This window comes from Sphingopyxis sp. DBS4, from assembly GCF_024628865.1.
In the GTDB taxonomy this organism is placed as follows: domain Bacteria; phylum Pseudomonadota; class Alphaproteobacteria; order Sphingomonadales; family Sphingomonadaceae; genus Sphingopyxis.
Genome location: NZ_CP102384.1, coordinates 2,544,814 through 2,571,476, shown reverse-complemented (window position 1 = coordinate 2,571,476; position 26,663 = coordinate 2,544,814). Strand labels below are relative to the sequence as shown.

Genomic DNA, 26,663 nt, shown 5'->3' with positions numbered 1-26,663 from the left:
GCTCAGTCCTTGATTGCCTCGATGATGACGAAAGCCTGCGCCCAGGGATGGTCGTCGGTCAGCGTCAGGTGGATATACGCTTTGTGCCCCGGCGGGATCATCTCCGCGAGCCGCGCGGCCGCGCCGCCGGCCAGCGCCAGCGTCGGCGCGCCCGAGGGGGCGTTGACGACGCCGATGTCCTTCATGAACACGCCGCGTTTGAAGCCGGTGCCGACCGCCTTGGAGAAAGCCTCCTTGGCGGCGAAGCGCTTGGCATAGGTGCCCGCGCGCGTGAACGGCCGCCGCGCCGCCTTGGCGCGCTCGATGTCGGTGAAGACGCGCTTTTCGAAGCGCTCGCCGAAACGGTCGAGCGAGGCTTGGATGCGCTCGATATTGCAGAGGTCGGAGCCGAGGCCGATGATCATGCGCCGCGGTCTCCGGTTTCGCGGCGCGTGGCGTAGCGCCAGCCCGCCCAGGCGGCCAGCTGCGCAGTAAGCGTCGCGCTGATCGCGATGAGAAGGACTGGCGGAATCTCGACTTGTCGGCCGCTTGCCATATCCCATCCGAGCTTCGCCAGCAGTAGCGCGCACAACAGCGTGCCCCCGATCTTCAGGACGCCCGACACCATCAGGAGCGCGTGTCCGGGGGCGCTCACCCCCGCGCCTCATCCATAAGCTCGCGCATCCGGCGCACCGCGTCTTCCAGCCCGGTGAAGATCGCCTCGCCGATCAGATAATGACCTATGTTGAGTTCGGCGAGTTGCGGGATCGCGGCGACGGGCACGACATTGTCGTAGGTCAGCCCGTGGCCTGCGTGCGGTTCGATGCCGTTCTTCCATGCCAGCGCCGCCGCGTCGGCGAGGCGGCGGAGTTCGGCGGCGCGATCCTCGCCCTCGGCATGGGCATAGCGGCCGGTGTGGAATTCGACGACCGGCGCCTTGAGGCGCATCGCCGCCTCGATCTGGCGCGCGTCGGGTTCGATGAACAGGCTGACGCGGATGCCGGCGTCGTTCAGCCGCGATACGATCGGCGCGAGATGATTATGCTGCCCCGCGGCGTCGAGGCCGCCCTCGGTCGTGCGCTCCTCGCGCTTTTCGGGGACGATGCACGCGGCGTGCGGCGCGTGGCGGAGCGCGATCGCGACCATCTCGTCGGTCGCCGCCATTTCGAGGTTCAGCGGCAGGCTGGTCGCGGCCTGGATGCGCGCGAGGTCGTCGTCGCGGATGTGGCGCCGGTCTTCGCGCAGATGCGCGGTGATGCCGTTGCCGCCGACCGCCGCGACGATTTCCGCCGCGCGCACCGGATCGGGATGGTCGCCGCCGCGCGCGTTGCGGATCGTTGCGACATGGTCGATGTTGACGCCGAGGCGCAGGCGGCTGGACGGCGGCGTGCTCAATTCGCGCGGCTCCCCGGCTTGATCGCCGGCGTCCCGGCAAGCTCGGGCGGCAGTTCGTCGGCCGCATAGGTCGGGAAATTGATCGCGACGAGCGGATAGAAGGGAACGCCGAGATCGATATTGCTCCCCGCCGAGCGATCGACCAGCGCGGCCTCGGCGAGAATCTCGCCGCCTGCGGCGCACACCGCCTCCATCGCTTCGCGCGACGAGAGGCCGGTGGTGACGACGTCCTCGACCATCAGCACTTTGGCGCCGGCGGGGATGGCGAAACCGCGGCGCAGTTCGAAGGTGCCCGTCGGGCGCTCGACGAAGATCGCGGGCTTGCCGAGCGCGCGGCCCATCTCATGGCCGATGATGACGCCGCCCATCGCGGGCGAGACGACCAGATCGATCGCCTGGCGAAGGTCGCGCGGCAGCTTGGCGGCGAGTGCGGCGGCGAGCCGCCCGGCGCGCTCGGTGTCCATCAGGACGCGCGCGCACTGCAGATAATATTCGCTGTGGCGGCCCGAGGAGAGCAGGAAATGCCCCTGCAACAGCGCATCGGCGGCGCGGAACTCGGCCAGGATTTCATCGTCGGTCATGGGAGAAGGGTCTTTTGTTCCTGTTGACCCGCCTGCGAGGGGCGGGTTTCGGTGGCGAAGATTTGCCAGCCGGAAAATAGTGTTAGAGATGCTTGAGGCAAGCGGCAAGCGGGTCTATAGCGCCCGCGAGATTCAGCCTTGGGGACGGCTGCCGTGACGCATGTCCGGTGTCCGCACAAAGGGGTTGGGGCATCGATAAGAACAACAGGCAACGGGCGGCACTATCCTTATGAAGAGCTTGAAATCCCTTGTAATCGCAGCGGCTTTGTCGCTCGGCGCGGTGGGCGCCGCGCAGGCACAGGCACCGGCGGCGGCACCCGCCGCGGCGCCGGCGGTCCCGACGACGGCGACTCCGGCTCCGGCTCCGGCAGCGCCCGATGCGGCGGCGACCACCGCGGCGCCCGCACCGGCCGACGCCGCCAAGGCGGCCGCGCCCGCCGGCGATGCGACCTATGTGCCCATGAAGCCCACCGCCGGGATCGGCCAGCCGGTCGACGGCGACATCAATTTCCAGCCGCAGGTTACCCCGATCGGCGAGCAGGCCTATACGTTCAATCACTATATCCTGCTGCCCGTCATCACGGTGATCACGCTGTTCGTGCTCGGCCTGCTGCTCTGGGTGATCGCGCGCTACCGTGCCGGCGCGAACCCGGTGCCGTCGAAGACGACGCACAACACCTTCATCGAAGTGATCTGGACCGCGATTCCCGTGCTGATCCTCGCGGTGATCGCGGTGCCGTCGATCCGCCTGCTCGCGGCGCAATATGAGCCGCCGAAGAAGGATGCTCTGACGATCAAGGTCACCGGCTATCAATGGTATTGGGGCTATGCCTACCCCGACCAGGGCATCGCCGAATATGTCTCGAAGATACTGCCCGAGGATCAGGCGAAGGCGCGCGGCGAGCCCTATCACCTCGCCGTCGATAACCGCATGGTCGTTCCCGTCGGCCGCCAGGTGAAGCTGATCATCACCGGCTCCGACGTGATCCACAGCTTTGCGGTCCCGGCTTTCTGGACCAAGATGGATGCGGTCCCCGGCCGCGCCAACGAAACCACTTTCACGGCGACCAAGGTCGGTGTCTATTACGGCCAGTGTTCGGAGCTTTGCGGCGTTGACCACGGCTATATGCCGATCGCGGTCGAGGTCCTGCCGGTCGACAAGTGGAAGGCCTGGGTCCGCTCGAAGGGCGGCAATCCCGACGGTCCGGCGCCCGCCGCCGCGGCTCCGGCCGCGCCCGCGACCGCCGGTCCGGTCCCCGCGACCACGACCGCCGCGCCGGCTCCCGCGCCTGCCGCCACCGCACCCGAAGCAGCGCCGGCTGCGGCTCCCGCCGCCGCGCCTGCCGCCAAGAATTAATCCAAGGGGTCCGACAGATGACCGATATCGCAGCGACTGCACCATCCCATGGCCACGATCATGCGCATGATCATGACCACGACCACACGCCGGGCTTCTTCGTCCGCTGGTTCATGTCCACGAACCACAAGGACATCGGCACGCTCTACCTGATCTTCGCGATCATCGCCGGCATCGTCGGCGGCGTGCTGTCGGGGATGATGCGCCTCGAACTCGCCGAACCGGGCATCCAGTATCTCCACGGCTGGGCGCAATTCTTCGACCCCGCCGCGACCGAGGTGCAGGCGAAGCATTTCTGGAACGTGATGATCACCGCGCACGGCCTGATCATGATCTTCTTCATGGTCATGCCGGCGATGATCGGCGGCTTCGGCAACTGGTTCGTGCCGCTGATGATCGGCGCGCCCGACATGGCCTTCCCGCGGATGAACAACGTCAGCTATTGGCTGACCACCGTGGCGTTCGTCATGCTCGTCGCCTCGATGTTCTTCCCCGGCGGCAGCGGCCTTGGCGCCGGTACCGGCTGGACGCTCTATGCGCCGCTGTCGACCAGCGGCTCGGTCGGCCCCGCGGTCGACATGGCGATCTTCTCGGTCCACCTTGCGGGTGCGGCGTCGATCCTCGGCGCGATCAACTTCATCACCACTATCTTCAACATGCGCGCGCCGGGCATGACCCTGCACAAGATGCCGCTGTTCGTGTGGTCGGTGCTGGTCACCGCCTTTCTGCTGCTGCTGTCGCTGCCGGTTCTGGCCGCTGCGATCACCATGCTGCTGACCGACCGCAACTTCGGCACCACCTTCTATGACGCGACGGGCGGCGGCGATCCGGTGCTCTACCAGCATCTCTTCTGGTTCTTCGGCCATCCCGAAGTCTACATCATGATCCTGCCGGGCTTCGGCATCGTCAGCCAGGTCATCTCGACCTTCTCGAAAAAGCCGGTCTTCGGCTATCTCGGCATGGCTTATGCGATGGTCGCGATCGGTGTCGTCGGCTTCATCGTGTGGGCGCACCACATGTTCACCGTCGGCATGAACGTGAACCTGAAAATGTACTTCACCGCGGCGACGATGGTCATCGCGGTTCCGACCGGCATCAAGATCTTTTCGTGGATCGCCACCATGTGGGGCGGCTCGCTGAGCTTCAAGACGCCGATGGTCTGGGCGCTGGGCTTCATCTTCATGTTCACGGTGGGCGGCGTGACCGGCGTCGTGCTCGCCAACGGCGGCGTCGACACCAACCTGCACGACACCTATTATGTCGTCGCGCACTTCCACTATGTGCTGTCGCTGGGCGCGGTCTTCTCGCTCTTCGCCGGCTTCTATTACTGGTTCCCGAAGATGTCGGGCCGGATGTACAGCGAGACGCTGGGCCAGCTCCACTTCTGGATATTCTTCATCGGCGTGAACATCCTGTTCTTCCCCCAGCACTTCCTGGGCCAGCAGGGCATGCCGCGCCGCTATCCCGACTATGCCGAAGGCTTCGCCTACTGGCATTATATCTCGTCGGTCGGTTATGCGATCATGGCGGTCGGGATGCTCTTCTTCTTCGTGAACCTCGTCTATTCGCTGTTCGCGGGCAAGAAGGCCGCCGACAATCCGTGGGGCGAGGGTGCGACGACGCTCGAATGGACGCTGTCGAGCCCGCCGCCGTTCCACCAGTTCAACGAACTGCCCCGGATCGCGTGACGTCTATCGCCTGAACGGTTCCGCCCCCTGCCGGATGTCGGCGGGGGGCGTTTCCCTGAAGGCCGGAGTTGAGATGGCGCAGAGCCTGACCCATGGCGAAATGTCGCTGCCTGCCGATTGGCGCGACCTGTTCGCGCTGACCAAGCCGCGCGTGATGTCGCTCGTCGTGTTCACGGCGCTTTGCGGCCTGCTCGCGGCGCCGGGCAGCGTCCATCCGGTGCTCGCCTTCTCCTCGATCCTCGCGATCGCGCTGGGGGCAGGGGCGTCGGGGGCGCTCAACCAATGGTATGAGGCGGGGCTCGACGCGAAGATGAAGCGCACCGCCGGGCGGCCGCTTCCCGCCGGGCGCCTCGACCCGCAGACCGCGCTCCACTTCGGGGTCGGGCTCGCCGCCTTCTCGGTCTTTCTGATGCTGTTCGCCGCCAATTGGCAGGCGGCGCTGCTGCTGACCGTCTCGATCCTCTTCTATGTCTTCGTCTACACCATGTGGCTGAAACCGCGGACGCCGCAGAATATCGTCATCGGCGGCGCCGCGGGGGCCTTTCCGCCGCTGATCGGCTGGGTCGCCGCGACCGGCGGCGTCGCGCCGCTGCCGGTGCTGCTGTTCCTGCTCATCTTCCTGTGGACGCCGCCGCATTTCTGGGCGCTCGCGCTGTTCGTGCGCTCCGACTATGCCGCCGCGGGCATTCCGATGATGCCGGTCGTCGCGGGCGAAAGCTCGACCCGGCGCCAGATCCTTTTCTATGCGCTGATCATGGCGGCGGCGGCGATCGCGCCTTGGCCGCTCGGCTATACCGGCGCACTCTATGGCTGGACCGCCGTGCTGCTGTCGGCGCTCTTCGTGCTGCTCTCGATCCAGGTCGGCACGCGCCGCACGGGCGAGGACGACCGGATGCAGCCCGAAAAGCGGCTCTTCGCTTATTCGATCGCCTATCTTTTCATCCTGTTCGGCGCGGTCGTCGCCGATCATTGGTGGCCGCTATGACCGACGAAAATCCGCAAGAGCCATTCGACGAGGCCGAATATCGTCGCCGCCAGCGCAGCCGGGCGAACCTGATGGGCTGGATATTGGGGGCGCTCGCGCTGCTGTTCTTCTTCATCACTATGGCGCGGATGGTGCCGCATTCATGACCGCCCTGATGCCCCGCCCGATCGCCCGCATGTCCAAGAACGCGAAGACCGCTTCGCTCGCCGCGCTGCTCGCAGTGGCGATGGTCGGGCTCGGTTTCGCGGCGGTGCCGCTCTACAATCTCTTCTGCCGCGTCACCGGCTTCGGCGGCACGACGCAGCGCTATGATCCCGTCGCGGCGGCCGAAACGCCGAAGGTTCTCAGCGACACCATCTCGGTGCGCTTCGACTCCAATGTCGCGCCGGGACTGCCGTGGAAATTCTATCCCGAGCATCCGACCGACACGGTCAGCATCGGCGCGCGCGACATGGCGATCTTCATCGCCCAGAATGAATCGACGCACGACCTGACGGGCACCGCGAGCTTCAACGTCACCCCCGACGCCGCGGGCAAATATTTCACCAAGATCCAGTGCTTCTGTTTCACGCAGCAGACGCTGAAGGCGGGGGAGCAGATTCGCATGCCGGTGCTGTTCTTCGTCGATCCCAAGATCAAGGACGACCCCGACGCGCGCGACATCGAAGAGATCACCCTCAGCTACACCTTCCACCCTGTAGACGGGGACAAAAAGGCGAGCTAAGGCCGCGATCGAAGAGTCTTAATCCAGGACCGGCGGGTGATGGGGAATCACCGGGCTGGGGCAAAAAACGGGAACTGCGACATGGCTGGTGCCAAACATCATGACTATCACCTCGTAAACCCCAGCGTCTGGCCGATGATCGGCTCGATCGCGGCGCTCGTCATGTTCTTCGGCGGGGTGATGTGGATGCACGCCGATTATTTCGGCGGCGCCGGCAAGTGGGTGTTCGGCCTGGGCGTCGCGGGCGTAATCGCCACCTTCTTCAGCTGGTGGTCGGACGTCATCGCCGAGGCGCACGCGGGCGACCACACGCCGGTCGTCCAGCTTCACATGCGCTACGGCATGATCCTGTTCATCGCGTCCGAAGTGATGTTCTTCGTCGGCTGGTTCTGGGCGTGGTTTGATTTCTCGCTCTTCCCGGTGCCGGTCGAGATCGTCGACGGCGCGGTGACCTCGCTGTTCGGGCAGGACGGCGCCTCGGCGATCACCGTCTGGCCGCCGAAGGGCATCCATGTCATCGACGCTTTCTCGCTGCCTTTGCTCAACACGCTGATCCTGCTCTGCTCGGGCACGACGATCACCTGGGCGCATCACTCGCTGATCCATGGCGACCGCGAGGGGCTGAAGAAGGGGCTGTGGCTGACGATCATCCTCGGCGTGACCTTCAGCTGCATCCAGGCCTATGAATATGCCGAGGCGCCGTTCCCCTTCGGCACGATCAACTATACCTCGGCCTTTTTCATGGCGACCGGCTTCCACGGTTTCCACGTGCTCGTCGGCACGATCTTCCTGATCGTCTGCCTCGTCCGCACCTACAAGGGTCACTTCACCCCGCAGCAGCATTTCGGTTTCGAAGCGGCCGCCTGGTACTGGCACTTCGTCGACGTGGTGTGGCTGTTCCTCTTCATCATCGTCTATGTCTGGGGCGGCTGGGGCGCGCCGGTCGCCGCGCACTAAGTTGCCGGACGACAAACCAGCAGCAAAGGGGCAGCCGCCGGTCTGGCGCGCTGCCCTTTTTGCGACCTGCCCCGAATGCGGAGCGCCGGGCCTATTCGAGGGCGCGGCCCGCTTTCGCGAGCGTTGCCCGTCGTGCGGGCTCGAATATAGCCGCTACAATGTCGGCGACGGTCCCGCGGCCTTCCTGACCCTGATCGTCGGCGCGCTGCTGATCGTCTTGGCGCTGTTGCTCGATGCCGCGGTGCGGCCGCCGATCTGGGTGCATGTGATATTGTGGGTGCCGCTGACGATCGTCGCGGTGATCTATGGCTTGCGCGTCGGCAAGGCGGCGCTGCTCGCCAGCGAGCATCAGCGGCAAGCGGCCGAAGGAAAACTCAGCGATGACGGAAAGCCCTGACGCGCCGCGCCGCTGGCCGGTGATCCCGACGATCCTCGTCCTCGCCGCCGCCGCGGCGATGGTTGCGCTCGGCATTTGGCAGCTTCAGCGCAAGGGCGAGAAGGAAGCGCTGATCGCGCTTTACGAGCGCAACCGGGCGATGTCGTCGCTCGTGACCTATCCCAAGCTACCCCCCGTTCCTGACGCGATGCTGTTTCGCAAGAGCAGCGTCGTTTGCCTGGAGGTGGTCAAATGGGATCCGCGCGGCGGCACCGACCGCAAGGGGCAAACGGGCATCCGCATGATCGCCGACTGCCGCACCGGCGCCGAGGGGCCGGGCGTGCTGATCGACGTCGGGATCGCCGACGATTTCACGCCGCCCGCGTGGAAGGGCGGAACGGTGCAGGGGACGATCGTTCCCGGCCCGGAGCAGCCGACGCTGATCCAGCGACTGACGGGGAAAGCGGTGCCCGCGCGCGCGATGCTCGTCGCCGATACGTCGGTTCCGGGGTTGCGCGCCAGCGAGGTGCCGTCGGGGGCCGACGTGCCGAACAATCACCTCGCTTATGCCGTCCAATGGTTCTTTTTCGCCGCGATCGCGCTGATTATCTACGCCCTCGCGGTACGGCGCCGCTTGCAGCGGTGACGGCGCGCCGTTAGGGCGCATTCCCGTGATGGACTATATCAGCACCCGCGGCTCCGCGCCGACCCTCGACTTCCGCGCCGCCACGCTTGCCGGCCTCGCCAGTGATGGCGGGCTTTATGTTCCGGCCGAATGGCCGCAGATGTCGGCGGACGAAATTCGCGCGCTTGCCGGGCTCGACTATATCGAAACCGCGGTGCGGGTGATGGCGCCCTTCGTCGCGGGTATCCTGAGCGAGGACGAACTGCGGGGTCTCTGCAAGGCCGCCTATGGCCGGTTCAGCCACGATGCCGTGACGCCGCTGGTGCAGCTCGACCATCGTCACTGGCTGCTCGAATTGTTTCACGGTCCGACGCTGGCGTTCAAGGACGTCGCGCTGCAACTGCTCGGCCAGCTTTTCGAAAAATTCCTCGCGGGCGGCGAGACCGACCTCACCATCGTCGGCGCGACCTCGGGCGACACCGGCTCGGCGGCGATCGAGGCGGTTGCGGGGCGCGAGCATATCCGCATCTTCATGCTTCATCCCGAAGGCCGGGTCAGCGACGTCCAGCGCCGCCAGATGACGACCGTGCTCGCTCCCAACGTCCATAATATCGCGATCGACGGCAGCTTCGACGACGCGCAGGCGATGGTGAAGCGGCTGTTCGGCGATGCCGAGGCGCGCGGCCAACTGACCCTGTCGGCGGTGAACAGCATCAACTGGGCGCGGCTGATGGCGCAGGTCGTCTATTATTTTTACGCCGCCGTCCGCCTCGGCGCACCCGATCGCCCGGTTGCGTTCAGCGTGCCGACGGGCAATTTCGGCGACGTCTTCGCGGGCTATGTCGCGGCGCGCATGGGGCTACCCGTGGCAAGGCTGGTGGTGGCGACCAACGTCAACGACATCCTTCACCGCGCGCTGTCGTCGGGAGACTATAGCGCGGGCAGCGTCACCCCGACCGCGACCCCCAGCATGGACATCCAGGTCAGCAGCAATTTCGAGCGGTTGCTGTTCGATCTGTCGGGGCGTGACGGCCCCGCGATCACCGGCATGATGGGCGAGTTCGACGCGAACCGTGCGATGACGATCCCAGAGGATATGTTGCGCGGCGCGCGCGACCTGTTCACGAGCGCGCGGGTCGACGGCGACGCGATGACGCTCGCACTGCGCTGGGCGCAGGAGCATGGCGGCCAGATCATCGACCCGCACAGCGCGGTCGGCCTCGCCGCCGCGCGTACGCTCGGCATCGACGCCGACATTCCTGTCGTCACCCTCGCGACCGCGCATCCGGCGAAGTTCCGCGATGCCGTCGAGCGCGCGACCGGCGTGCGCCCGTCGCTTCCCGCGCGGCTCGGCAATCTGTTCGAGCGCGAGGAGCGCTATGTGACGCTTCCGGGCGACTATGACGTGGTGAAGGCGCATATCCTGGCCGAGGCGGCGCGTGGCTGAGCTGCAACCCCTCGTCACGCTCGTCGGCGAGGCTTGGGACGATTATGGGCTGGTCGACAGCGGCGGCGGGCGTAAGCTCGAACGCTATGGCCCGTACCGCTTCATCCGTCCCGAACCGCAGGCGATGTGGCAGCCCGCGCTCGCGGCGAGCGAGTGGGAACAGGCCGATGGCGAGTTCATTCCCGCGTCGGACGAGGATGGCGGCGGCCGCTGGTATTTCAGCAAGCCCGTGCCCGCCGAGGGCTGGCCGCTTGGCTGGCGCGAGGCGCGCTTCACCGCGAGCTGCACGCCGTTCCGCCATCTGGGTTTCTTCCCCGACATGGCGCCGGTGTGGGACTGGTTGCGCGGCGAGATCGCGGACAAGCCCGATCCCGCCTTCCTCAACCTCTTCGGCTATACCGGCGTCGGCAGCCAGGCGCTTGCCGCGGCGGGCGCTGCGGTGACGCATGTCGATGCGTCGAAGAAATCGGTCGCGCAGGCGCGCGAGAATGCCGCGCTCGCGGGGATGAGCGAGAAGCCGATCCGCTGGATCGTCGACGATGCGGGGAAATTCACCGCGCGCGAAGTGCGGCGCGAGCGGCGCTACGATGCGATCCTGCTCGACCCGCCGAAGTTCGGGCGCGGGCCGAACAATGAGCGCTGGCAGCTCGAAGAGGGACTGGCGCTCCTGCTCGCCGATTGCCGGCAATTGCTCGACTCCGACAGCCGGGCGCTGTTCCTGACCGTTTACGCCGTGCGCATGTCGGCGCTCGCGATCGGCGAACTGCTCGCGCAGCTTTTCGCCGACCTGCCGGGCAAGGTCGAATGCGGCGAACTGGCGGTGCGCGAGGAGGCGCGGGGGCTGTTGCTGCCGACCGCGATCTTTGCGCGGTGGAGCCGATAGGAGTGGCGTAGAAAGAATAGCGTGCTCCCCCGCCTTCGCGGGGGAACACGCCTTTTTTTGGGTGCCGTCTATTCCTCCGGCGTCGCCAGCTCGATCCGGTTGCGTCCGCCTTCCTTGGCGCGATAGAGCGCTTCGTCGGCGGCTTTCAGCGCCGCGCGCACCTCGGCATAGCCGAAGACGTCGGCAACCCCGCCCGAGAAGGTGATCTGGCCGAAGGGCTGGTCGGTCTTGCGGTTGATCAGCCGCCGCTCGGACAGGCTTTCGCGCGCTTCGTCGAGCCGTTTCGCCGCTTCGCTCGGCGGCAGGCCGCGGAACAGCATCACGAATTCCTCGCCGCCGTGGCGTGCGACATGGCAATGATCGTTGGAAATCCGCGCCAGCGTGTCGGCGATCAGCTTGATCACGCGGTCGCCGGCTTCGTGGCCGTGGACGTCGTTGACCTTCTTGAACTCGTCGATGTCGCAGAAGGCGACCGACAATGGCTCGCACGCGCCGCGCGCTTCCTCATGATGGCGTTCGAGCAGTACCTCGAAGGCGCGGCGGTTGGGCAGGCCGGTCAGATAGTCGATCTCGGCGTCGCGTTTGGCGCGGGCGAGGCTGCGGCGCAGCGCTTTCGCTTCATCCTCGCTCTTGCGCATCTCGTCCTCGGCGTGCCGCGTGCGTTCGAGCATCACCTTGGCGATGTCGGCGAGGTGCGAGACGAGTTCGCCGGTCTTTTGTACCTGTTCGAGGTCGCTGACATGCGCCTCCAGCTTCGATCCATATTCGCTGGTCGCGCTGCGCGCCGCCTTGGTGTTGGTGTGGAAGGTTTCGAGGTTTGATTCGAGCCGCGCGACCATGCGGTCGAGGTCGGCGCGGTCGGCCACGGCCGGCTCATTCTCCATCAACTCGTCGAGCCATTGCTGGGTGATGCCCTCGTGCGTCTGCGAGCGCGCCGCGATCTGGCGCGCGAGCCGCGGGTTGATCCCCGAAAAGGCGCTGTGCGCGATCAGCAGATTGGCGGGCGAAATATCGAGATCATGGCCCAGAAGAAAGGACGTCATCGCCCCGAGCAGTTGCTCACGCGCCTCGCGGACCAGGTTGCGCGACCCCGGCGGGGCCTCGCTCCCTTCTTCAAAGGTTCCGCTTCGCGCGCGGAGCCCCAGCCAGCCCAGGAGCCGCCCTACCGGCTCGGTCGATGATGTTGCGTGAGTGGTCATGCGCCATTTAACGGGCGCGCGCGGCCCGATTTTAAGCGTCGCCGCAAAATTTGCTCAGCGGTCGATGCGGCCTTCGTCGCGGCCCGGCATGGGCGCCAGAAAGGGCAGGAGCAGCGCGGTCAGCACCAGCCAGCCGCTCGATGACGCCAGCGCGCCGGGCAGCGACCAGAGGTCGGCGAGCAGGCCGAACAGCCAGGCGCCGAGCGCCATCGCGCCGAACGTCACCGCCTGATAGATCGACAGGCAGCGGCCGAGGATCGCTTCGGGCGAGCGAAGCTGCATCGCGACGTTGAGCGTGGTGAGCGTCGATACCCAGGCGAGCCCCGCGACGAAGGTCGACGCCATCACCACCGCGACCGACGGGACGAGCGCCATCGGCACGAGCGCCGCGGCGAAGACCAGCGCCGACGTGCTGACGATCCGGTCGCTGCCCCAGCGGCGGCGAAGATAGCCGACCTGCAGCGCGGCGAGGATCGACCCGGCGCCGAAGGCCGCGAGGCAGAGGCCGTAAATTGTCTCGGTCCCGTGCAGGCGGTCGCGAACGAGCGCGGGGAGCAAGGCCTGGAAACTGATCGCCGCGATGCCGAAGGCAAAGCCGCGGGTCAGGATGCGCCGCACCGGGTTCGACTGGACGCAGAAGCGGATGCCGGTCGCGATCGCCGCGAGCATCGGTGAACGCTTCGGCGGCGCGACCTCGGGATGCCAGCGCAGCAGCACGACGATCAGTGCGAGATAGCTGACAGAATTGATCGCGAAGGCGGGCGCGGGGCCGGTGAGCGAAATGAGCAGCCCGCCGAGTGCGGGGCCGACGCTGCGGGCGAGGTTGAAGGCGATGCTGTTGAGCGCGATCGCCTGCGGCAGGTCCCTGGGCCCGACCTGCAGGCGCACCGACGCTTGCCATGCGGGACCGTTGAGTGCGGTGCCGCAGCCGACCGCGAGCGTGAAGAAAAGCAGCAACAGCGGGGAGATAGCGCCGATCCACGTCGTCACCGTCAGCGCGGCCGAGACGAGCAGCATCCCGGTCTGCGCCGCGAGCATGACGCGGCGGCGGTCGAAATTGTCGGCGATCGCCCCGGCGAAGACGCCCAGCAGCAGGATCGGGATCGTCGCGCCCGCTTGCACCAGCGCGATGAGCTGATGCGAAGTCGTGAGTTCGGTCATCAGCCAGGCGGCGCCCACCGACTGGATCATTGACCCCATGTTCGAGGCGAGATTGGCGATCCAGATCGCGCGGAAAGCGGGATAGCGGAAGGGGGCGAGAGAAGAAGGCGGGGAAGGGGTCTGCGTCGCGCTCACAGATCAAGCGCGTAGCTGCGCCGAGGGGCGGGTGCAATCGGAGCGGAAAGTTTTTTCGGTTTATGTGGCGGCTTTGGGGTGGGAAGCGGCCATTCCCCATCTTCGTCATTCCCGCGAAAGCGGGAACCCAGTGTGGGGTCAGCCCGCGCACGCTCTGGGTCCCCGCTTTCGCGGGGATGACAAAGTAGGGGGCTGCAATCGGTCGTTTCCAGACGTTTGTCATCCAGCATCCCTCCGATCCTCCTACCCGGCCTCGGCCGTGAAATAATCGTGCTTCCCCACTGGCGCGCTTGGCTCCGACTGGTTACATGGGCCGCCACCAAACGAGTCGCGTGTGCCGCCCCGAACCCCGCGGGCAGGCGCCGCCCGCATCAGAAAGTGGCACCCATGGAAATCATCACCGGCCTGACCTTCGACGACGTGCTGCTGGTGCCCGGCGCGTCGGACATCCTGCCGTCGGACGCCAATCTGTCGACCCAGCTTACCAGCGAGATCAGCCTCAACATTCCGATCCTGTCGTCGGCGATGGACACGGTGACCGAGGCCGACATGGCGATCTTGATGGCGCAGATCGGCGGCATCGGCGTCCTCCACCGCAATTTGACGATCGAGGAACAGGCGGCGGCGGTGCGGCAGGTCAAGCGCTTCGAGAGCGGGATGATCGTCAACCCGATCACTATCACCCCCGACGCGCCGCTTTCCTATGCCACCGCGCTGATGGACCAGCACAGGATTTCGGGCATTCCGGTGGTCGAGCCCGGCGGCAAGCTCGTCGGCATCCTGACCCATCGCGACGTCCGTTTCGCCGACAATCCGGGCCAGCCGGTGCGCGAACTGATGACCGCCGAGAATCTCGCGACCGTTCGCCCTGGCGTCGGGCAGGACGAGGCGCGCAAGCTGCTCCACCAGCGCCGCATCGAAAAGCTGCTCGTCGTCGATGATGATTATCGCTGCATCGGCCTGATCACCGTCAAGGACATGGAAAAGGCGGTCACCTATCCCGACGCGACCAAGGATGAAAATGGCCGCCTGCGCGTCGCCGCGGCGACCAACACCGGCGACAGCGGGATCGAGCGCGCCGAGGCTTTGCTCGACGCCGAATGCGACCTGATCGTCGTCGACACCGCGCACGGCCACAGCAAGGGGGTCGGTGCGACGGTCGAGAAGATCAAGAAGCTTTCGAACCGGGTGCAGGTGCTGGCGGGGAACGTCGCGACCGGGGAGGCGACCAAAGCCTTGATCGGTTGCGGCGCTGACGGGGTGAAGGTCGGTATCGGCCCGGGGTCGATCTGCACGACGCGCGTCGTCGCGGGGGTCGGCGTGCCGCAGCTTACCGCGATCCTCGACAGCGTCGAGGCGGCGGAGAAGCTGGGCGTGCCGGTGATCGCCGACGGCGGCCTGCGCACCTCGGGCGACATCGCCAAGGCACTCGCGGCGGGCGCGTCGAGCGTGATGGTCGGCTCGCTGCTCGCGGGCACCGCCGAGGCGCCGGGAGAGACTTTCCTGTTCCAGGGCCGCACCTACAAAAGCTATCGCGGCATGGGCAGCGTCGGCGCGATGGCACGCGGCTCCGCCGACCGCTATTTCCAGCAGGATATCAAGGACCAGATGAAGCTGGTTCCCGAGGGGATCGAGGGTCAGGTGCCGTTCAAGGGCGCCGCGAAGGACGTGATCCACCAGCTCGTCGGCGGCGTGAAGGCGGCGATGGGTTATACCGGCAGCCGGACGCTCAAGGATCTGCGCGAGCGCGCGAAGTTCGTCCGCATCACCAATGCCGGACTGCGCGAAAGCCATGTCCACGACGTCGCGATCACCCGCGAGGCGCCCAATTATCCGGTGGGGTGATTCCCATGTTTCGTCATTGCGAGCGCAGCGAAGCAATCCAGAGTGGCGCAAACCGCTCTGGATTGCTTCGCTGCGCTCCTCGCAATGACGGCTTGATATAGATTTATGACCCCCGCTGCCCGCCTTCAGACCGCGATCGAAATCCTCGACGCCATCGCCGCCGCGGCGCGCGAGGGCGGGGCGCCGGCCGACGCCATCTTTGCCGATGCGATGCGCGCGCGCCGCTATGCGGGGTCGAAGGACCGGCGTGCGATCCGTGGCCACGTCTATGACGCGATCCGTGCGGTGCGCTCGGCGCCGCCATCGGGGCGCGCTGCGATGCTCGCGCTTGCCGATACCGATCCCGCGTTGGCGCCTCTGTTCGATGGCTCGGCCTATGGTCCCGCACCGATCGCGCCCGACGAGGCGTGCGCCGAGACCGGCCTTGCTGCGCAGGCGCTGGTGGACCTGTTCGACCCGCTCGTCGGAACGGAGGAGCACGCCGCGATGCTCGCCCGCGCGCCGCTCGACCTGCGCGCCAATCGCATCAAAGCCGACCGCGACGCCCTTGCGGCGCTCTTCCCCGATGGCGAAGCGATCACCGGCGCGCCCGACGGCTGGCGCTTGCCGCCCGAAACCGCCGCCGTGCAGCACCCCGCATATGCCGACGGCATCTTCGAGGTGCAGGACGCCGCGAGCCAATATGCGTCCGCGGCGCTCGATGCCGCGCCGGGGCAGGCGATCGTCGACCTTTGCGCAGGCGGCGGCGGCAAGACGCTCGCCATCGCCTCCTGCACCGGCAATGACGCCGATATCCTGGCCTGCGACACCAATCGTGCGCGCCTCCAGCAACTGCCGCCGCGCGCGGAACGCGCCGGCGCGACGCGGATCGAAACGCGCCTGCTCAATCCGGGGCAGGAAAGCGCGATGCTGGCCGACTGGCAGGGCAGGGCGACCCGCGTGTTCGTCGATGCGCCCTGTTCGGGAAGCGGGACGTGGCGGCGCAGCCCCGAATTGCGCTGGCGCCTGACGCCCGCGCGTCTCGACCGCCATCTCGCCGACCAGGCGAAGCTGATCGACATCGGCGCCGATCTTGTGGCGCCGGGCGGCAAACTCCTTTATGCCGTCTGCTCGATCATCGCGCGCGAGGGGCGAGCTCAGGTGGACGCATTTCTGGACCGGCATCGGGGCTGGACGGCCGACGAATCCTATCTGCCAAAGGGTATCGGCCGCGCGGCGGGCGGCGGATTTCTGCTGACTCCCGCGGGCGACGGCTGCGACGGGTTTTTTCTCGCACGGCTGACGGCGCCATGTTAGCATCGCCCGACATGAAGAGATGGGAGAATGCGATGCGCGTCAGTTTTCTGGCTCTGGGTGCCGGCCTCATCCTTGCCAGCATGCCTGTCGCCTCCGATGCGCAGCGCGCCGACAGCGACATATTGCCGACCTCGATTGCCCTGCAAAAGCAGGGCGAGGCGGCGCAAAGTGCGGGCGATTTGGGCGGCGCGGTCGATTATTATGAATCGGCGCTCGCCGCCGATCCGCGCAACCGTTCGGCGATCGTCGCGATGGCGCAGGTCGCGCGCGCGCAGGGATTGCCGGGCAAGGCGATCGCTCTCTATCGCGAGGCGCTGCTGCTCGAACCCAATGACCTCACCGCGCTGACCGGGCAGGGCGAAGCGCTCGCCGACAAGGGCGCGCTCGAACTGGCGCGCGAAAAGCTCGCCGAGGCGCAGCGGCTGTGCAAGGATAAATGCCCGCAGGTCGCGGCGCTCGAAAAGGCGATCGCGACCAGCGACACGAAGCGCGTCGTCGCGGCGGAGGCGATCGCACCCAAGCCGGTGGCGACGGTCGGGGCGACTGGCCAGAACTGACCATCGCGCGCGAAGCGGCGTCGAACGCTTCTTCCGATCGGAAACGGACCTATCCTTGATCGTCATTCCCGCGAAAGCGGGAACCCAGAGTGGGGTCAGCCGACGCACGCTCTGGGTTCCCGCTTTCGCGGGAATGACGAAGGGGGAACCCCGCTGACCACGTCCAAACCGGCATCTCGGCCCCACACCCATTGACGCCCCATTAACCAATGTTGGGCATAGCTTCGCGATCCTTCAGAGACGTGGGTAGCGCAATGAAATATGATCCGATCAATCCGGCGGCGCAGATGCTCGACCAGTCGGTCGCCAGCGATTGCGGCGAGCTGGCTGTCGGGTGCAGCGACGCCGCGGGGCGGATCAAGCGGGCGACCGATCAGATGGAGCGCCAGATCGCCGAACTCGGGCGGCTCGAGGAATATGTCGTCGGGCTCGAGGCCGACCAGCGCCAGATCGCCGATTCGACCGACGAGGCGAAGCTGCTGTCGGCGCGGGCGTGCGAACAACTCGACGCGGGGGCGGAGCGCGTCAATCTGGCGGTCAGCGAATTCCGCTCGGTCATCGATCTTGTCGCCCGGCTCGGCACGCATGTCACCAATTTCGCCGCGGTGATGGAGCAGGTGCAGCAGGTCAGCCAGTCGATCGAACAGATTGCCAAGACGACCAACATGCTCGCGCTCAACGCCGCGATCGAGGCCGAGCGCGCGGGCGATGCCGGCCGCACCTTCGCCGTCGTCGCGTCGGAAGTGAAGAAGCTGGCGCAGAACACGCGCGGCGCGACCGACGAAATCCGCCGCTCGATCGGCAGCCTTGCCGCCGAAGCGAGCGGGCTGGTCACCGAAATTCAATCGGGGGTCGAGCAGTCGAGCCGCGCCGAGGCGCAGTTCGAGACGATCACCGACGCGCTGCACGACGCAACGCACCTCGTCGCGCTGCTCGACGGCCAGAGCGACCGTATCGCGCAGTCGAGCGCGATGGTTCATGCCAACGGTGCCAAGGTGCGCGAGGCGATGGATCGTGTGGTCGGATCGGTGCGCGACAATAGCGCGATCCTCGACGGCACGCGCACGTCGATCCTGACGATGGAGCATGTGTCGAGCCGCATGTTCAACGCGGTGATTTCGGCCGGGGTGAGCCCCGCGGACTCGGCGATCGTCGAATTGGCGGCGCGCGTGCGCGACCGCTTCGTGACGCTGGCCGAGGATGCGATCGCCGACGGCAAGCTGACGATGGAGCAATTGTTCGACACCGACTACGTCCGCGTTCCGGGGTCGAACCCCGAACGCTTCCGCACCAGCCTGTGCGACTGGGCCGACGCCAACTGGCGCCCGCTGTTCGACCAGATTGTCGCCGAGCATCCCGAGATCAAGATGTCGTCGGCGGGCGACATGAACGGCTTTCTGCCGACGCACATCACCGATTGTTCGCGTGTGCCGACCGGCGATCTGGAGCATGACACTGCGCATTGCCGCAACGGCCGCATCCTGCTCGACGAAACGGATATGGCGGCGAAGCGCAGCAGCGCGCCCTTCTTCATGACCGTCTATCGGCAGGAGGGCGACGGGATCAATTATCTGACCGTGCGCAACGTCTATATGCCCGCGGTGATCGGCGGGCGGCGCTGGGGCGACGTCGAGGTGGCGTATCAGCTTTAAGGCGCGCAGATAATGGTCGTGCTCTCCCCCCTAAGGCGGGGGTCCATCTTCTGTAGGAGCAAGATGGAGCCGACCGGTGATGGGTCCCCGCCTTCGCGGGGACACACAATCAAATTTACCGGATTAGGCTCAGGCGCCCTGCCGCCGCGCCATGAAGGCGAGCTTTTCGAACAGCATCACGTCCTGCTCATTCTTGAGCAGCGCGCCGTGCAGCGGCGGAATCGCCTTGCCGACATCGCGGTTCTGGAGAACCTCCAGCGGCATGTCCTCGGCCAGCAGCAGCTTCAGCCAGTCGATCAGCTCGCTGGTCGACGGCTTCTTCTTGAGCCCCGGCACGTCGCGCACCTCGTAGAAGATGTCCATCGCGCGGCTGACCAGCGTTTTCTGGATGCCGGGGAAGTGGACCTCGACGATGTCGGCCATCGTGTCGCGGTCGGGGAATTTGATGTAATGGAAGAAGCAGCGGCGCAGGAAGGCGTCGGGCAGTTCCTTTTCATTGTTCGAGGTGATGACGACGATCGGGCGCTCCTTCGCGCTGATCGTCTCGTCGGTCTCATAAACGTGGAACGCCATGCGATCGAGTTCCTGAAGCAGGTCGTTCGGGAATTCGATGTCGGCCTTGTCGATCTCGTCGATCAGCAGGACGGGAAGCTTGGGGCTGGTGAATGCCTCCCACAGCTTGCCCTTCTTGATGTAATTGCGGATGTCGTGGACGCGTTCCTCGCCGAGCTGGCCGTCGCGCAGGCGCGCGACCGCGTCATATTCATACAGGCCCTGCTGCGCCTTGGTTGTCGACTTGATGTTCCAGGTGATCAGCGGCGCGTCGAACGCCTTGGCAATCTCTTCGGCCAGCACGGTCTTGCCGGTGCCCGGTTCGCCCTTCACGAGCAGCGGCCGGCGAAGCATCGTCGCGGCGTTGACCGCGACCTTCAGGTCGTCGGTCGCGATATAGGCGCTGGTTCCTTCGAAACGCATCGGTGCGCTGCCTTTCCCTTAACGTGAACGTCAAGCGAATGGCACAGCGGAGGAAGAGGCGCAAGAGAATCTCCCCTCCCGCTTGCGGGAGAGGAGGGTCAGGGGTGCGCGCGGCTGGCGGCGCGCGCCGCCAACAAATCCCAGAGGCCGCTGTGCTGCGCGGTCAGTTGCTGGGCGCCAAAGACGATCGCGCGTTCGACCGCAGGGCCGTCCGCGATCTGCGCCGCGACGCGTGCGGTGTCGCGCAGGTCGGGCAGGGTGCAGCGCGGCGCCGCGAGTTCGAGCCGCTGCGCGCTGATGTCGAGCAGCACGCGGATCGTGCGCCAGTCGAGCGTCAGCGCGATCGCGGCGCCCATCGCACAGCCCTGGCGGTCCGATTCGGCGAGCATGTCGAGCGCGCGGCGTTGCGCCGCGACGGCGGCTTCGCACTGTGCCTGGCCTTGGGTGCTCGGCACCGGGCCGACCGCGGCGGCGATCTTCGACAGAAAGGCGCGTTCTTGCGCAAAGGCCTGTGCCGCTTCCTCCATCCATTTGCGCGACGCGGGATCGACCGCCTTGCGCGCTGCGCTATCGACGACGCCGGGATAGCGGCCATGGAGCAGGCAGAGGAAATGGACGGCGTCGGCCAGATTGCGCATCGCCTCGGGCCCGCTTGACAGCGCCCCCGATCGGACGTGGGGATGCGCGCCCGTGCCGTCGCTGGCGACCAGATTGTCGAGCAGTTCGGCGACGCCGCGCGGTTGCGACGCAGGCCGGGCCGATTGGGGCTGGGTTGAAGAACTCAACGCTGGATCCTTGCCTGTTGCGTGGGCTGGTCCCCCAACGCGTGGATTTCGAGCGTCCAGTCTTAAGGCAACGTCGTAAACGCCCCGTTTATGAGCAGCCTTCGATTCGTCGCATTGCTGTGCCGGATAGAGACGGGCCGGCCGGAAGCGAAGACAGAAGGACCGGCAAGCCCGGGGAAGCTTGCCGGTCCGGTGACGGCGCCGGGGAGCGCCGATCGGGGGTGCGGGGGGAAGAGGGGAGCCGGCCCGCCGCCTGTCAGGCCGCGAGAGCCATTTCGCCGACCTTTTCACCAGCCGGCGCGATGTCCTCCACGACGGCCGGCAGCGGCTGCGCGGCAGCAGCAGCGGCCTTGTTCGGGAAGAGAAGCCGCGACAGCAGTACGACGGCACCGAGCGCGAAATAGGCCATGAAGGTCTGCACCGGCAGAAAGAAAAGCGGCGCGATGAAGGCAAGGCGGAGCCACAGCGGGTTGAAGCCGAAATCCTGACCCACGGCCTCGCAGACACCAAAGAAGGTGTCGCGGCGGCGGAAGAGATTGGTGGTTTCGTTTTCCATCATATTGTCTTTCCCTTTGGCTGCGGCCATCGCCCCGTGCCGATGCCGAGTGCATCGCAAAGGCCGTGCCAATTTGTGCAGCCCCCGAATTTCCGGGCTTTTCCCGCGCCGGCCGATGCCGGTCACCTGCCCTGATCCTCGAATCATTTCCCATCGAGTGGGAATGTTCGCCATTTGATGGGTGGCGCCTGAACCGCTCATGAAGCCCCCGCATCCGATGACGGGCGCTATCTGGCGAGGATATATGAAGATTTAAAGAGAGGCAGTGAAAAAATTGTGCGGCGCAGCATTCTGGCAACAGTTTGATCCGAAGTGCGAAACAACGGCGCTTGTGATGATTGCCGAAGTCGATGCCGATGACGGCTTTGGGAGTAGCCCTTCCTAACTTTCGTCATTCCCGCGAAAGCGGGAACCCAGAGCGTGCGTCGGCTGGCCCCGCACTGGGTTCCCGCTTTCGCGGGAATGACGAAGTGATGAGATCGTCAGCGTGTCGCCTTTCGGTTGCTAACGGGCATCACATATCGACAAAGCAAAACACCCCGCCGGCGAGGGCGGGGTGTCTGCTGTCCGGAATGTCCCCAAAACCTATTGGTCGAGGAAGCTGCGCATCTTGCGGCTGCGGCTCGGGTGCTTGAGCTTCCGCAGCGCCTTCGCCTCAATCTGGCGGATGCGTTCGCGGGTCACGCTGAACTGCTGGCCGACTTCCTCGAGCGTATGGTCGGTGTTCATGCCGATGCCGAAGCGCATGCGCAGCACGCGTTCCTCGCGGGGGGTCAGCGACGCCAGAACGCGCGTGACCGTTTCCTTGAGGTTCGACTGCACCGCGGCGTCGACCGGGATGACGGCATTCTTGTCCTCGATGAAATCGCCGAGGTGGCTGTCTTCCTCGTCGCCGATCGGCGTTTCGAGGCTGATCGGTTCCTTGGCGATCTTCATCACCTTGCGAACCTTTTCGAGCGGCATCGACAGCCGTTCGGCCATTTCCTCGGGCGTTGGCTCGCGGCCGCTTTCGTGGAGGAACTGGCGGCTGCAGCGCACCAGCTTGTTGATCGTCTCGATCATGTGGACCGGGATGCGGATCGTGCGCGCCTGGTCGGCGATCGAGCGGGTGATCGCCTGCCGGATCCACCAGGTCGCATAGGTGCTGAACTTGTAGCCGCGGCGATATTCGAATTTGTCGACCGCCTTCATCAGGCCGATATTGCCTTCCTGAATGAGGTCGAGGAATTGCAGGCCGCGGTTCGTGTATTTCTTGGCGATCGAGATGACGAGGCGCAGGTTCGCCTCGACCATTTCCTTCTTGGCGATGCGCGCTTCGCGTTCACCCTTCTGGACCATGTTCACGACCCGGCGGAATTCGGTCAGGCTCATGCCCGCGGCCTGCGCGATTTCCGAAATTTCGATGCGGATGCGGTCGACCGCGCCGGCTTCATTCTCGGCGAAAGCAGCCCATTTCTTGTCGATGCCGCTGACGCTATCGAGCCAGTTCTCCTCGAGCTCGCGCCCGACATAATTGTCGAGGAACGACTTGCGCGGCACCTTGTGCCGCTCGGCAAGGCGCAGCATCTGGCCGCCGAGCGCGGTCAGGCGGCGGTTGTAGCTGTAGAGCTGGTCGACGAGATATTCGATCTTGGTGCCGTGGAACTGCACGCTCTCGATCTGCGCGGTGAGTTCCTCGCGCAGCTTGTGATATTTCTTCTCCGATGCCGCGGGGAATTCCTCGCCGCCCGACAGCGATTCGAGGCGCGCTTCCTGCAGCTTCTGGAACGCCTTGAAGCTTTTGGTGATGTTGGCGAATTTTTCGAGCGCGTCGGGCTTGAGCAATTCTTCCATCGCCGCGAGGCTCAGCGTATTGTCCTCGTCGTCTTCCTCGAAGCTCTCGCGCTTGCCCGAGGTGCCTTCGCCGTCTTCGTCGTCGCCGTCGGCGGACGGCTCTTCCTCGACCTCATCCTCGTCCTTGAACGAGACGCCGGCGGTCTTTTCGCTGATCTCGCCGTCGTCGCCCTCGGCCTCGTCGTCGAGATTTTCGGGCGCCGGGTCCTTCGAGAGCATCGCCTCGAGGTCGACGATCTCGCGAAGCTGCATGTCGCCGTTGTTGAGCGCGTTTGACCATTCGATGATCGCGTTGAAGGTCAGCGGGCTTTCGCACAGGCCGAGGATCATCGTGTCGCGGCCAGCCTCGATGCGCTTGGCGATCGCGATTTCGCCCTCGCGGCTGAGCAGTTCGACCGCGCCCATCTCGCGCAGATACATGCGCACCGGGTCGTCGGTGCGGTCGATGGTTTCCTTCTTCTTCTCGATCGCGGGGTTGGAGACCGATCCGGTGCCGGCGCTGACGTCGACCTCGTCGTCGACCTCCTGCTCGGCCTCTTCCTGCACATCCTCGTCGCTTTCGACGATGTTGATGCCCATGTCGGAGATCGCCGACATGATGTCCTCGATCTGCTCCGACGACATCTGGTCCTGCGGCAGCGCCTCGTTGAGCTCGTCATAGGTCAGGTAACCGCGCTTCTTGCCGCGCGCGATCAGCTTTTTGACGTCGGCTTCGTTGAGGTCGATCAGCGGGGCGTCGGTGTCGGCTTCGTTCTTGGTGGCCATCAAATCTTCCTGCCTAGGGCATCAAAAGGGTCGGTCTTCACTGGCTGCTGCTGTCGGACAGCGCGGCCAGGCGGCGGGTCATCTCTTTGTCGATCGCGCGCAGCTTTTGCTGCCGCGCAAATCCGTCTTCATCCATCGTGCGCTGGAAATCCGCGGTGGCCTCTGCCAGCCGGGCGCGGATTTCGGGCTGGGTGACCAGCACGCCGATATATTCGTCGAGGTCGCGCAGCGCGATTTCGCGTGCTGCATCAGCCTCTTCGCCTTCAAGCCTTCGATTGAATGAGAAGTGCATTCCGTCGGCTCTGAGCAATGTCGTCGCCCTATTATACACTTTCATGGGCTCCAATATGGCAAGCAACCCCTCGCAATCAAGCCCTTCCTGGGCATTTGCGATGTCAAGCATCACGCCCAGCAATTCGGCGTCGCCGGAATCGGGGATGGCGAGGCGGAAAAGCGCTTCCTCGTTGCGCCTTATGGCCTCGGGATAGCGGAGCAATCCGCCGAGCAGCGCGGCCGCATAGGGCGCCTCGATGCCGGTCCGGCTGAGCGCGCGGGTTTCGTCGGCGGGGGGCTGGAGTCGCGGGTCGGGCACGAAGCGGCGGCCGCCGCGCTGCGGCTGCGGTGCCCAGGGCATGCGCGGACCGCGTTCGGGGCGTTGCCTAGCAAACAGCGTGTCGAGCTTTTCGCGGAAGGCTTCGCGATAATGGTGGCGGACGTCGGCATCCTCGATCGTGTCGGCGTGGGCGAGGAGCCGCGTCTTGAGCGCGGCGCGTTCCTCGGGCGTTGCGAGCGGCCCGGCCGCGACCTCGTGCGCCCAGAGCCGTTCGACGAGGGGCTGCGCTTCGTTGAGAACCGCCGCAAACCCCTCGGCGCCGCGCGCGCGGACAAGATCGTCGGGGTCCTGTCCGGCGGGGAGCGTCGCAAAGGCGAGGCTGAAGCCGGGGCGAAGCAGCGGCAGCGCGCGCATCGCCGCGCGCATCGCGGCCTTCTGCCCCGCCGCGTCACCGTCGAAGCAGAGGATGGGCACCGGCACCATCCGCCAGAGCAGGCCGAGCTGGTTCTCGGTGAGCGCGGTGCCGAGCGGGGCGACCGCGTCAGCGACCCCCGCCTCGGCGAGCGCGATGACGTCCATATAGCCCTCGACGACGATGATCCGGTCGGTCTGCCGCGACGCGGGGCTCGCCTTGTCGAGATTGAAGAGGGTGCGGCCCTTGTCGAACAAAGGCGTGTCGGGCGAGTTCAGATATTTGGGCTCGCCGTCGCCGAGGATGCGCCCGCCGAACGCGATCACGCGGCCGCGCGCGTCGCGGATCGGGATCATCAGCCGGCCGCGGAAGCGGTCATAGGGCTCCTTGTCCTCGACCGAAATCAGCATCCCCGATTCGACGAGCATCGCGGTCGGGAATTTCTTGAGCGCCTCTTTGAGCGCGCTGCGGCTGTCGGGCGCGAGGCCGAAGCCGAAGGCCGCGCGGGTCGCATCCGAAATGCCGCGCTTCTTCAGATAATCGCGCGCGGGGGCGCCGTTGCTGCTGCCGAGTTGCTGGACGAACCAGTCGGCCGCGGCCTGCGTCACGTCGCGCAGGCTCGCCTGCTCCTCGGCCTTTTTCGCGGCGCGCGGGTCGGGGGCGGGGACCTCCATGCCCGCTTCGGCGGCGAGTTCCTTGACCGCGTCTATGAACGACAGGCCGCGCTGGTCGGTCATCCAGCGGATCGCATCGCCATGCGCCGAGCAGCCGAAGCAGTGGTAGAAGCCCTTTTCGTCGTTGATCGTGAAGCTGGGGGTCTTCTCGTTATGGAAGGGGCAGCAGGCCTTGTACTCGCGCCCGGCGCGGGTGATCTTCACCGTGCGGCCGATGAGGGTCGACAGCGTGATGCGCGAGCGGAGTTCGTCCAGCCATTGCGGGGTGAGGGCCACTAATCTCCCCTCCCATTTATGGGAGGGGTTGGGGGAGGGCATGTTTGGAGAGTGCGCTCGATCTCGCTGACGACCCCCTCGATCCGTTCCAACACATCATTGTTCCAGAACCGGATCACCCGATAACCCCGTGCTTCCAGATAGGCCGTGCGCGCTTCGTCCTTCGCTACATCAGCCGCGTGCTGTCCGCCATCGACTTCGATGACGAGCCTGGCCGCGCGCGAGACGAAATCGCAGATGAAGGGCCCGATGGGGAATTGGCGATTGAAGCGGACGCCTGCAAGTTTTCGGGCGCTGATCTGCTGCCAGAGTTTTCGTTCGGCGTCGGTAGCGTTGAGCCGGAGTTCGCGGGAGCGTGCGGTCGGTCGTTTGTAGCCCTTGTCCAAACAGGCCCTCCCCCGACCCCTCCCGCAAGCGGGAGGGGAGAATATGCGCTCGCGACCCGGCCTGTTCCCCTCCCGCTTGCGGGAGGGGCTAGGGGAGGGCGTGTCTCAGCCCAGCGCCGCCTTCACCCACCCGCTCGCCTTGCTCATGTCGAGCTCGGAGCCGTGGCGTTCCTTCACCGCAGCCATCACGCGGCCCATGTCCTTGAGGCTCGCCGCGCCGAGTTCGGTGACGATCGCCTTGATCGCAGCAACCGCGTCTTCTTCCGAAAGCTGTGCGGGCAGGAAGTCCTCGATCACGACGACTTCGGCGGCTTCGATATCGGCGAGTTCCTGGCGGCCGCCCTGTTCGTACATGGTGATCGATTCGCGCCGCTGCTTGACCATCTTTTGCAGAACATCGGTCACCAGCACATCGTCGTCGGCCGGCGCGGTGCCGGTTCTGAGTTCGATGTCGCGGTCCTTGATCTTGGCCAGCATCAGCCGGATCGTGCCCAAACGCGCCTTGTCGCCCGCTTTCATCGCGGCAACCTGCGCAGCCTTGATGTCATCGCGAATCATGCGTGTCCTCTTTGCGCTGCAAATTTCGGAAAGGCCCTCTCTAGCGGC

Annotated in this window: 27 protein-coding genes; 14 read left to right on the top strand and 13 right to left on the bottom strand. The window is 65.9% G+C overall.

Features of this window, described 5'->3' with window-relative positions; translation table 11 throughout:
- Positions 1 to 2 precede the first annotated feature (2 nt).
- From acpS to pyrE, 4 genes are read right to left on the bottom strand one after another with little or no spacing between them, the layout of a single operon-like run.
- Positions 3 to 404, bottom strand: a complete 402-nt coding sequence (gene acpS / locus NP825_RS12220) for a holo-ACP synthase (RefSeq protein ID WP_257543766.1) — start codon at positions 402 to 404, stop codon at positions 3 to 5.
- Positions 401 to 634 (bottom strand): hypothetical protein, encoded by a 234-nt coding sequence (locus NP825_RS12215; RefSeq protein ID WP_257543764.1) that lies wholly within the window; start codon positions 632 to 634, stop codon positions 401 to 403. Before NP825_RS12215 ends, acpS begins: the two co-directional genes overlap by 4 nt.
- Positions 631 to 1,374 carry a pyridoxine 5'-phosphate synthase gene (locus NP825_RS12210; RefSeq protein ID WP_257543761.1) on the bottom strand — a complete coding sequence of 248 codons (744 nt, stop codon included), beginning with the start codon at positions 1,372 to 1,374 and terminating at the stop codon, positions 631 to 633. The genes NP825_RS12215 and NP825_RS12210 overlap by 4 nt, the downstream gene beginning before the upstream one ends.
- Entirely contained in the window at positions 1,371 to 1,955 is a 585-nt protein-coding gene (gene pyrE, locus NP825_RS12205) for an orotate phosphoribosyltransferase (protein WP_257543759.1), read from the bottom strand. The genes NP825_RS12210 and pyrE overlap by 4 nt, the downstream gene beginning before the upstream one ends.
- A gap of 229 nt (positions 1,956 to 2,184) precedes the next feature.
- Here pyrE and coxB point away from each other — a divergent pair, with 229 nt between their 5' ends.
- The 10 genes from coxB (at position 2,185) to NP825_RS12155 (ending at position 10,997) form a co-directional block, all read left to right on the top strand.
- Positions 2,185 to 3,312: a cytochrome c oxidase subunit II gene (gene coxB / locus NP825_RS12200; protein ID WP_257543757.1), complete on the top strand. Its 1,128-nt coding sequence runs from the start codon at positions 2,185 to 2,187 to the stop codon at positions 3,310 to 3,312.
- Between the two features lie 17 nt (positions 3,313 to 3,329).
- Positions 3,330 to 5,000: a cytochrome c oxidase subunit I gene (gene ctaD, locus NP825_RS12195; protein WP_257543755.1), complete on the top strand. Its 1,671-nt coding sequence runs from the start codon at positions 3,330 to 3,332 to the stop codon at positions 4,998 to 5,000.
- Between the two features lie 73 nt (positions 5,001 to 5,073).
- Positions 5,074 to 5,985, top strand: a complete 912-nt coding sequence (locus tag NP825_RS12190) for a heme o synthase (protein WP_257543752.1) — start codon at positions 5,074 to 5,076, stop codon at positions 5,983 to 5,985.
- Positions 5,982 to 6,131 (top strand): hypothetical protein, encoded by a 150-nt coding sequence (locus NP825_RS12185; protein ID WP_257543750.1) that lies wholly within the window; start codon positions 5,982 to 5,984, stop codon positions 6,129 to 6,131. The genes NP825_RS12190 and NP825_RS12185 overlap by 4 nt, the downstream gene beginning before the upstream one ends.
- On the top strand, positions 6,128 to 6,709 hold the full coding sequence (locus NP825_RS12180) for a cytochrome c oxidase assembly protein (protein WP_257543748.1): 582 nt from the start codon (positions 6,128 to 6,130) through the stop codon (positions 6,707 to 6,709). Before NP825_RS12185 ends, NP825_RS12180 begins: the two co-directional genes overlap by 4 nt.
- A gap of 81 nt (positions 6,710 to 6,790) precedes the next feature.
- Positions 6,791 to 7,666 (top strand): cytochrome c oxidase subunit 3, encoded by an 876-nt coding sequence (locus tag NP825_RS12175; RefSeq protein WP_257543746.1) that lies wholly within the window; start codon positions 6,791 to 6,793, stop codon positions 7,664 to 7,666.
- Between the two features lies 1 nt (position 7,667).
- Positions 7,668 to 8,063, top strand: a complete 396-nt coding sequence (locus NP825_RS12170; RefSeq protein WP_257543744.1) for a DUF983 domain-containing protein — start codon at positions 7,668 to 7,670, stop codon at positions 8,061 to 8,063.
- Complete coding sequence (locus NP825_RS12165; RefSeq protein ID WP_257543742.1) at positions 8,047 to 8,688, top strand: SURF1 family protein; 642 nt, start codon at positions 8,047 to 8,049, stop codon at positions 8,686 to 8,688. Before NP825_RS12170 ends, NP825_RS12165 begins: the two co-directional genes overlap by 17 nt.
- A 28-nt stretch (positions 8,689 to 8,716) precedes the next feature.
- Positions 8,717 to 10,114, top strand: a complete 1,398-nt coding sequence (thrC, locus tag NP825_RS12160; protein ID WP_257543740.1) for a threonine synthase — start codon at positions 8,717 to 8,719, stop codon at positions 10,112 to 10,114.
- Complete coding sequence (locus tag NP825_RS12155; RefSeq protein ID WP_257543738.1) at positions 10,107 to 10,997, top strand: class I SAM-dependent methyltransferase; 891 nt, start codon at positions 10,107 to 10,109, stop codon at positions 10,995 to 10,997. The genes thrC and NP825_RS12155 overlap by 8 nt, the downstream gene beginning before the upstream one ends.
- A gap of 68 nt (positions 10,998 to 11,065) precedes the next feature.
- On the opposite strand, the gene NP825_RS12150 is transcribed toward NP825_RS12155, so the two are convergent.
- Positions 11,066 to 12,196: a diguanylate cyclase gene (locus tag NP825_RS12150; protein WP_257543736.1), complete on the bottom strand. Its 1,131-nt coding sequence runs from the start codon at positions 12,194 to 12,196 to the stop codon at positions 11,066 to 11,068.
- 54 nt (positions 12,197 to 12,250) lie between these two features.
- On the bottom strand, positions 12,251 to 13,492 hold the full coding sequence (locus NP825_RS12145; protein WP_257543734.1) for an MFS transporter: 1,242 nt from the start codon (positions 13,490 to 13,492) through the stop codon (positions 12,251 to 12,253).
- Positions 13,493 to 13,879: 387 nt separating this feature from the next.
- Between NP825_RS12145 and guaB the strand changes: the two genes are divergently transcribed.
- From guaB to NP825_RS12125, 4 genes are all read left to right on the top strand, one after another.
- Positions 13,880 to 15,337, top strand: a complete 1,458-nt coding sequence (guaB, locus tag NP825_RS12140) for an IMP dehydrogenase (RefSeq protein ID WP_257543732.1) — start codon at positions 13,880 to 13,882, stop codon at positions 15,335 to 15,337.
- A 105-nt stretch (positions 15,338 to 15,442) separates the two neighbouring features.
- Complete coding sequence (locus tag NP825_RS12135) at positions 15,443 to 16,633, top strand: RsmB/NOP family class I SAM-dependent RNA methyltransferase (RefSeq protein ID WP_257543729.1); 1,191 nt, start codon at positions 15,443 to 15,445, stop codon at positions 16,631 to 16,633.
- A gap of 32 nt (positions 16,634 to 16,665) precedes the next feature.
- A complete protein-coding gene (locus NP825_RS12130) occupies positions 16,666 to 17,190 on the top strand; it encodes a tetratricopeptide repeat protein (protein WP_257543727.1) in 525 nt (174 codons plus the stop codon).
- 254 nt (positions 17,191 to 17,444) lie between these two features.
- Positions 17,445 to 18,842, top strand: a complete 1,398-nt coding sequence (locus tag NP825_RS12125) for a methyl-accepting chemotaxis protein (RefSeq protein ID WP_257543725.1) — start codon at positions 17,445 to 17,447, stop codon at positions 18,840 to 18,842.
- A gap of 129 nt (positions 18,843 to 18,971) precedes the next feature.
- Here the strand turns inward: NP825_RS12125 and NP825_RS12120 are convergent, their stop codons facing one another.
- From NP825_RS12120 to NP825_RS12090, 7 genes are all read right to left on the bottom strand, one after another.
- Positions 18,972 to 19,817: a MoxR family ATPase gene (locus NP825_RS12120; RefSeq protein ID WP_257543723.1), complete on the bottom strand. Its 846-nt coding sequence runs from the start codon at positions 19,815 to 19,817 to the stop codon at positions 18,972 to 18,974.
- A gap of 98 nt (positions 19,818 to 19,915) precedes the next feature.
- Entirely contained in the window at positions 19,916 to 20,602 is a 687-nt protein-coding gene (locus NP825_RS12115; RefSeq protein WP_257543721.1) for a hypothetical protein, read from the bottom strand.
- 256 nt (positions 20,603 to 20,858) lie between these two features.
- Positions 20,859 to 21,284 (bottom strand): PspC domain-containing protein, encoded by a 426-nt coding sequence (locus NP825_RS12110; protein ID WP_257543720.1) that lies wholly within the window; start codon positions 21,282 to 21,284, stop codon positions 20,859 to 20,861.
- Positions 21,285 to 21,743: 459 nt separating this feature from the next.
- On the bottom strand, positions 21,744 to 23,756 hold the full coding sequence (gene rpoD / locus NP825_RS12105) for an RNA polymerase sigma factor RpoD (RefSeq protein WP_257543719.1): 2,013 nt from the start codon (positions 23,754 to 23,756) through the stop codon (positions 21,744 to 21,746).
- 37 nt (positions 23,757 to 23,793) lie between these two features.
- Complete coding sequence (dnaG, locus tag NP825_RS12100; RefSeq protein WP_257543718.1) at positions 23,794 to 25,671, bottom strand: DNA primase; 1,878 nt, start codon at positions 25,669 to 25,671, stop codon at positions 23,794 to 23,796.
- A complete protein-coding gene (locus NP825_RS12095; protein WP_257543717.1) occupies positions 25,671 to 26,057 on the bottom strand; it encodes an endonuclease domain-containing protein in 387 nt (128 codons plus the stop codon). The genes dnaG and NP825_RS12095 overlap by 1 nt, the downstream gene beginning before the upstream one ends.
- Before the next feature lie 105 nt (positions 26,058 to 26,162).
- On the bottom strand, positions 26,163 to 26,615 hold the full coding sequence (locus NP825_RS12090) for a GatB/YqeY domain-containing protein (protein WP_257543716.1): 453 nt from the start codon (positions 26,613 to 26,615) through the stop codon (positions 26,163 to 26,165).
- Between the last annotated feature and the right edge of the window lie 48 nt (positions 26,616 to 26,663).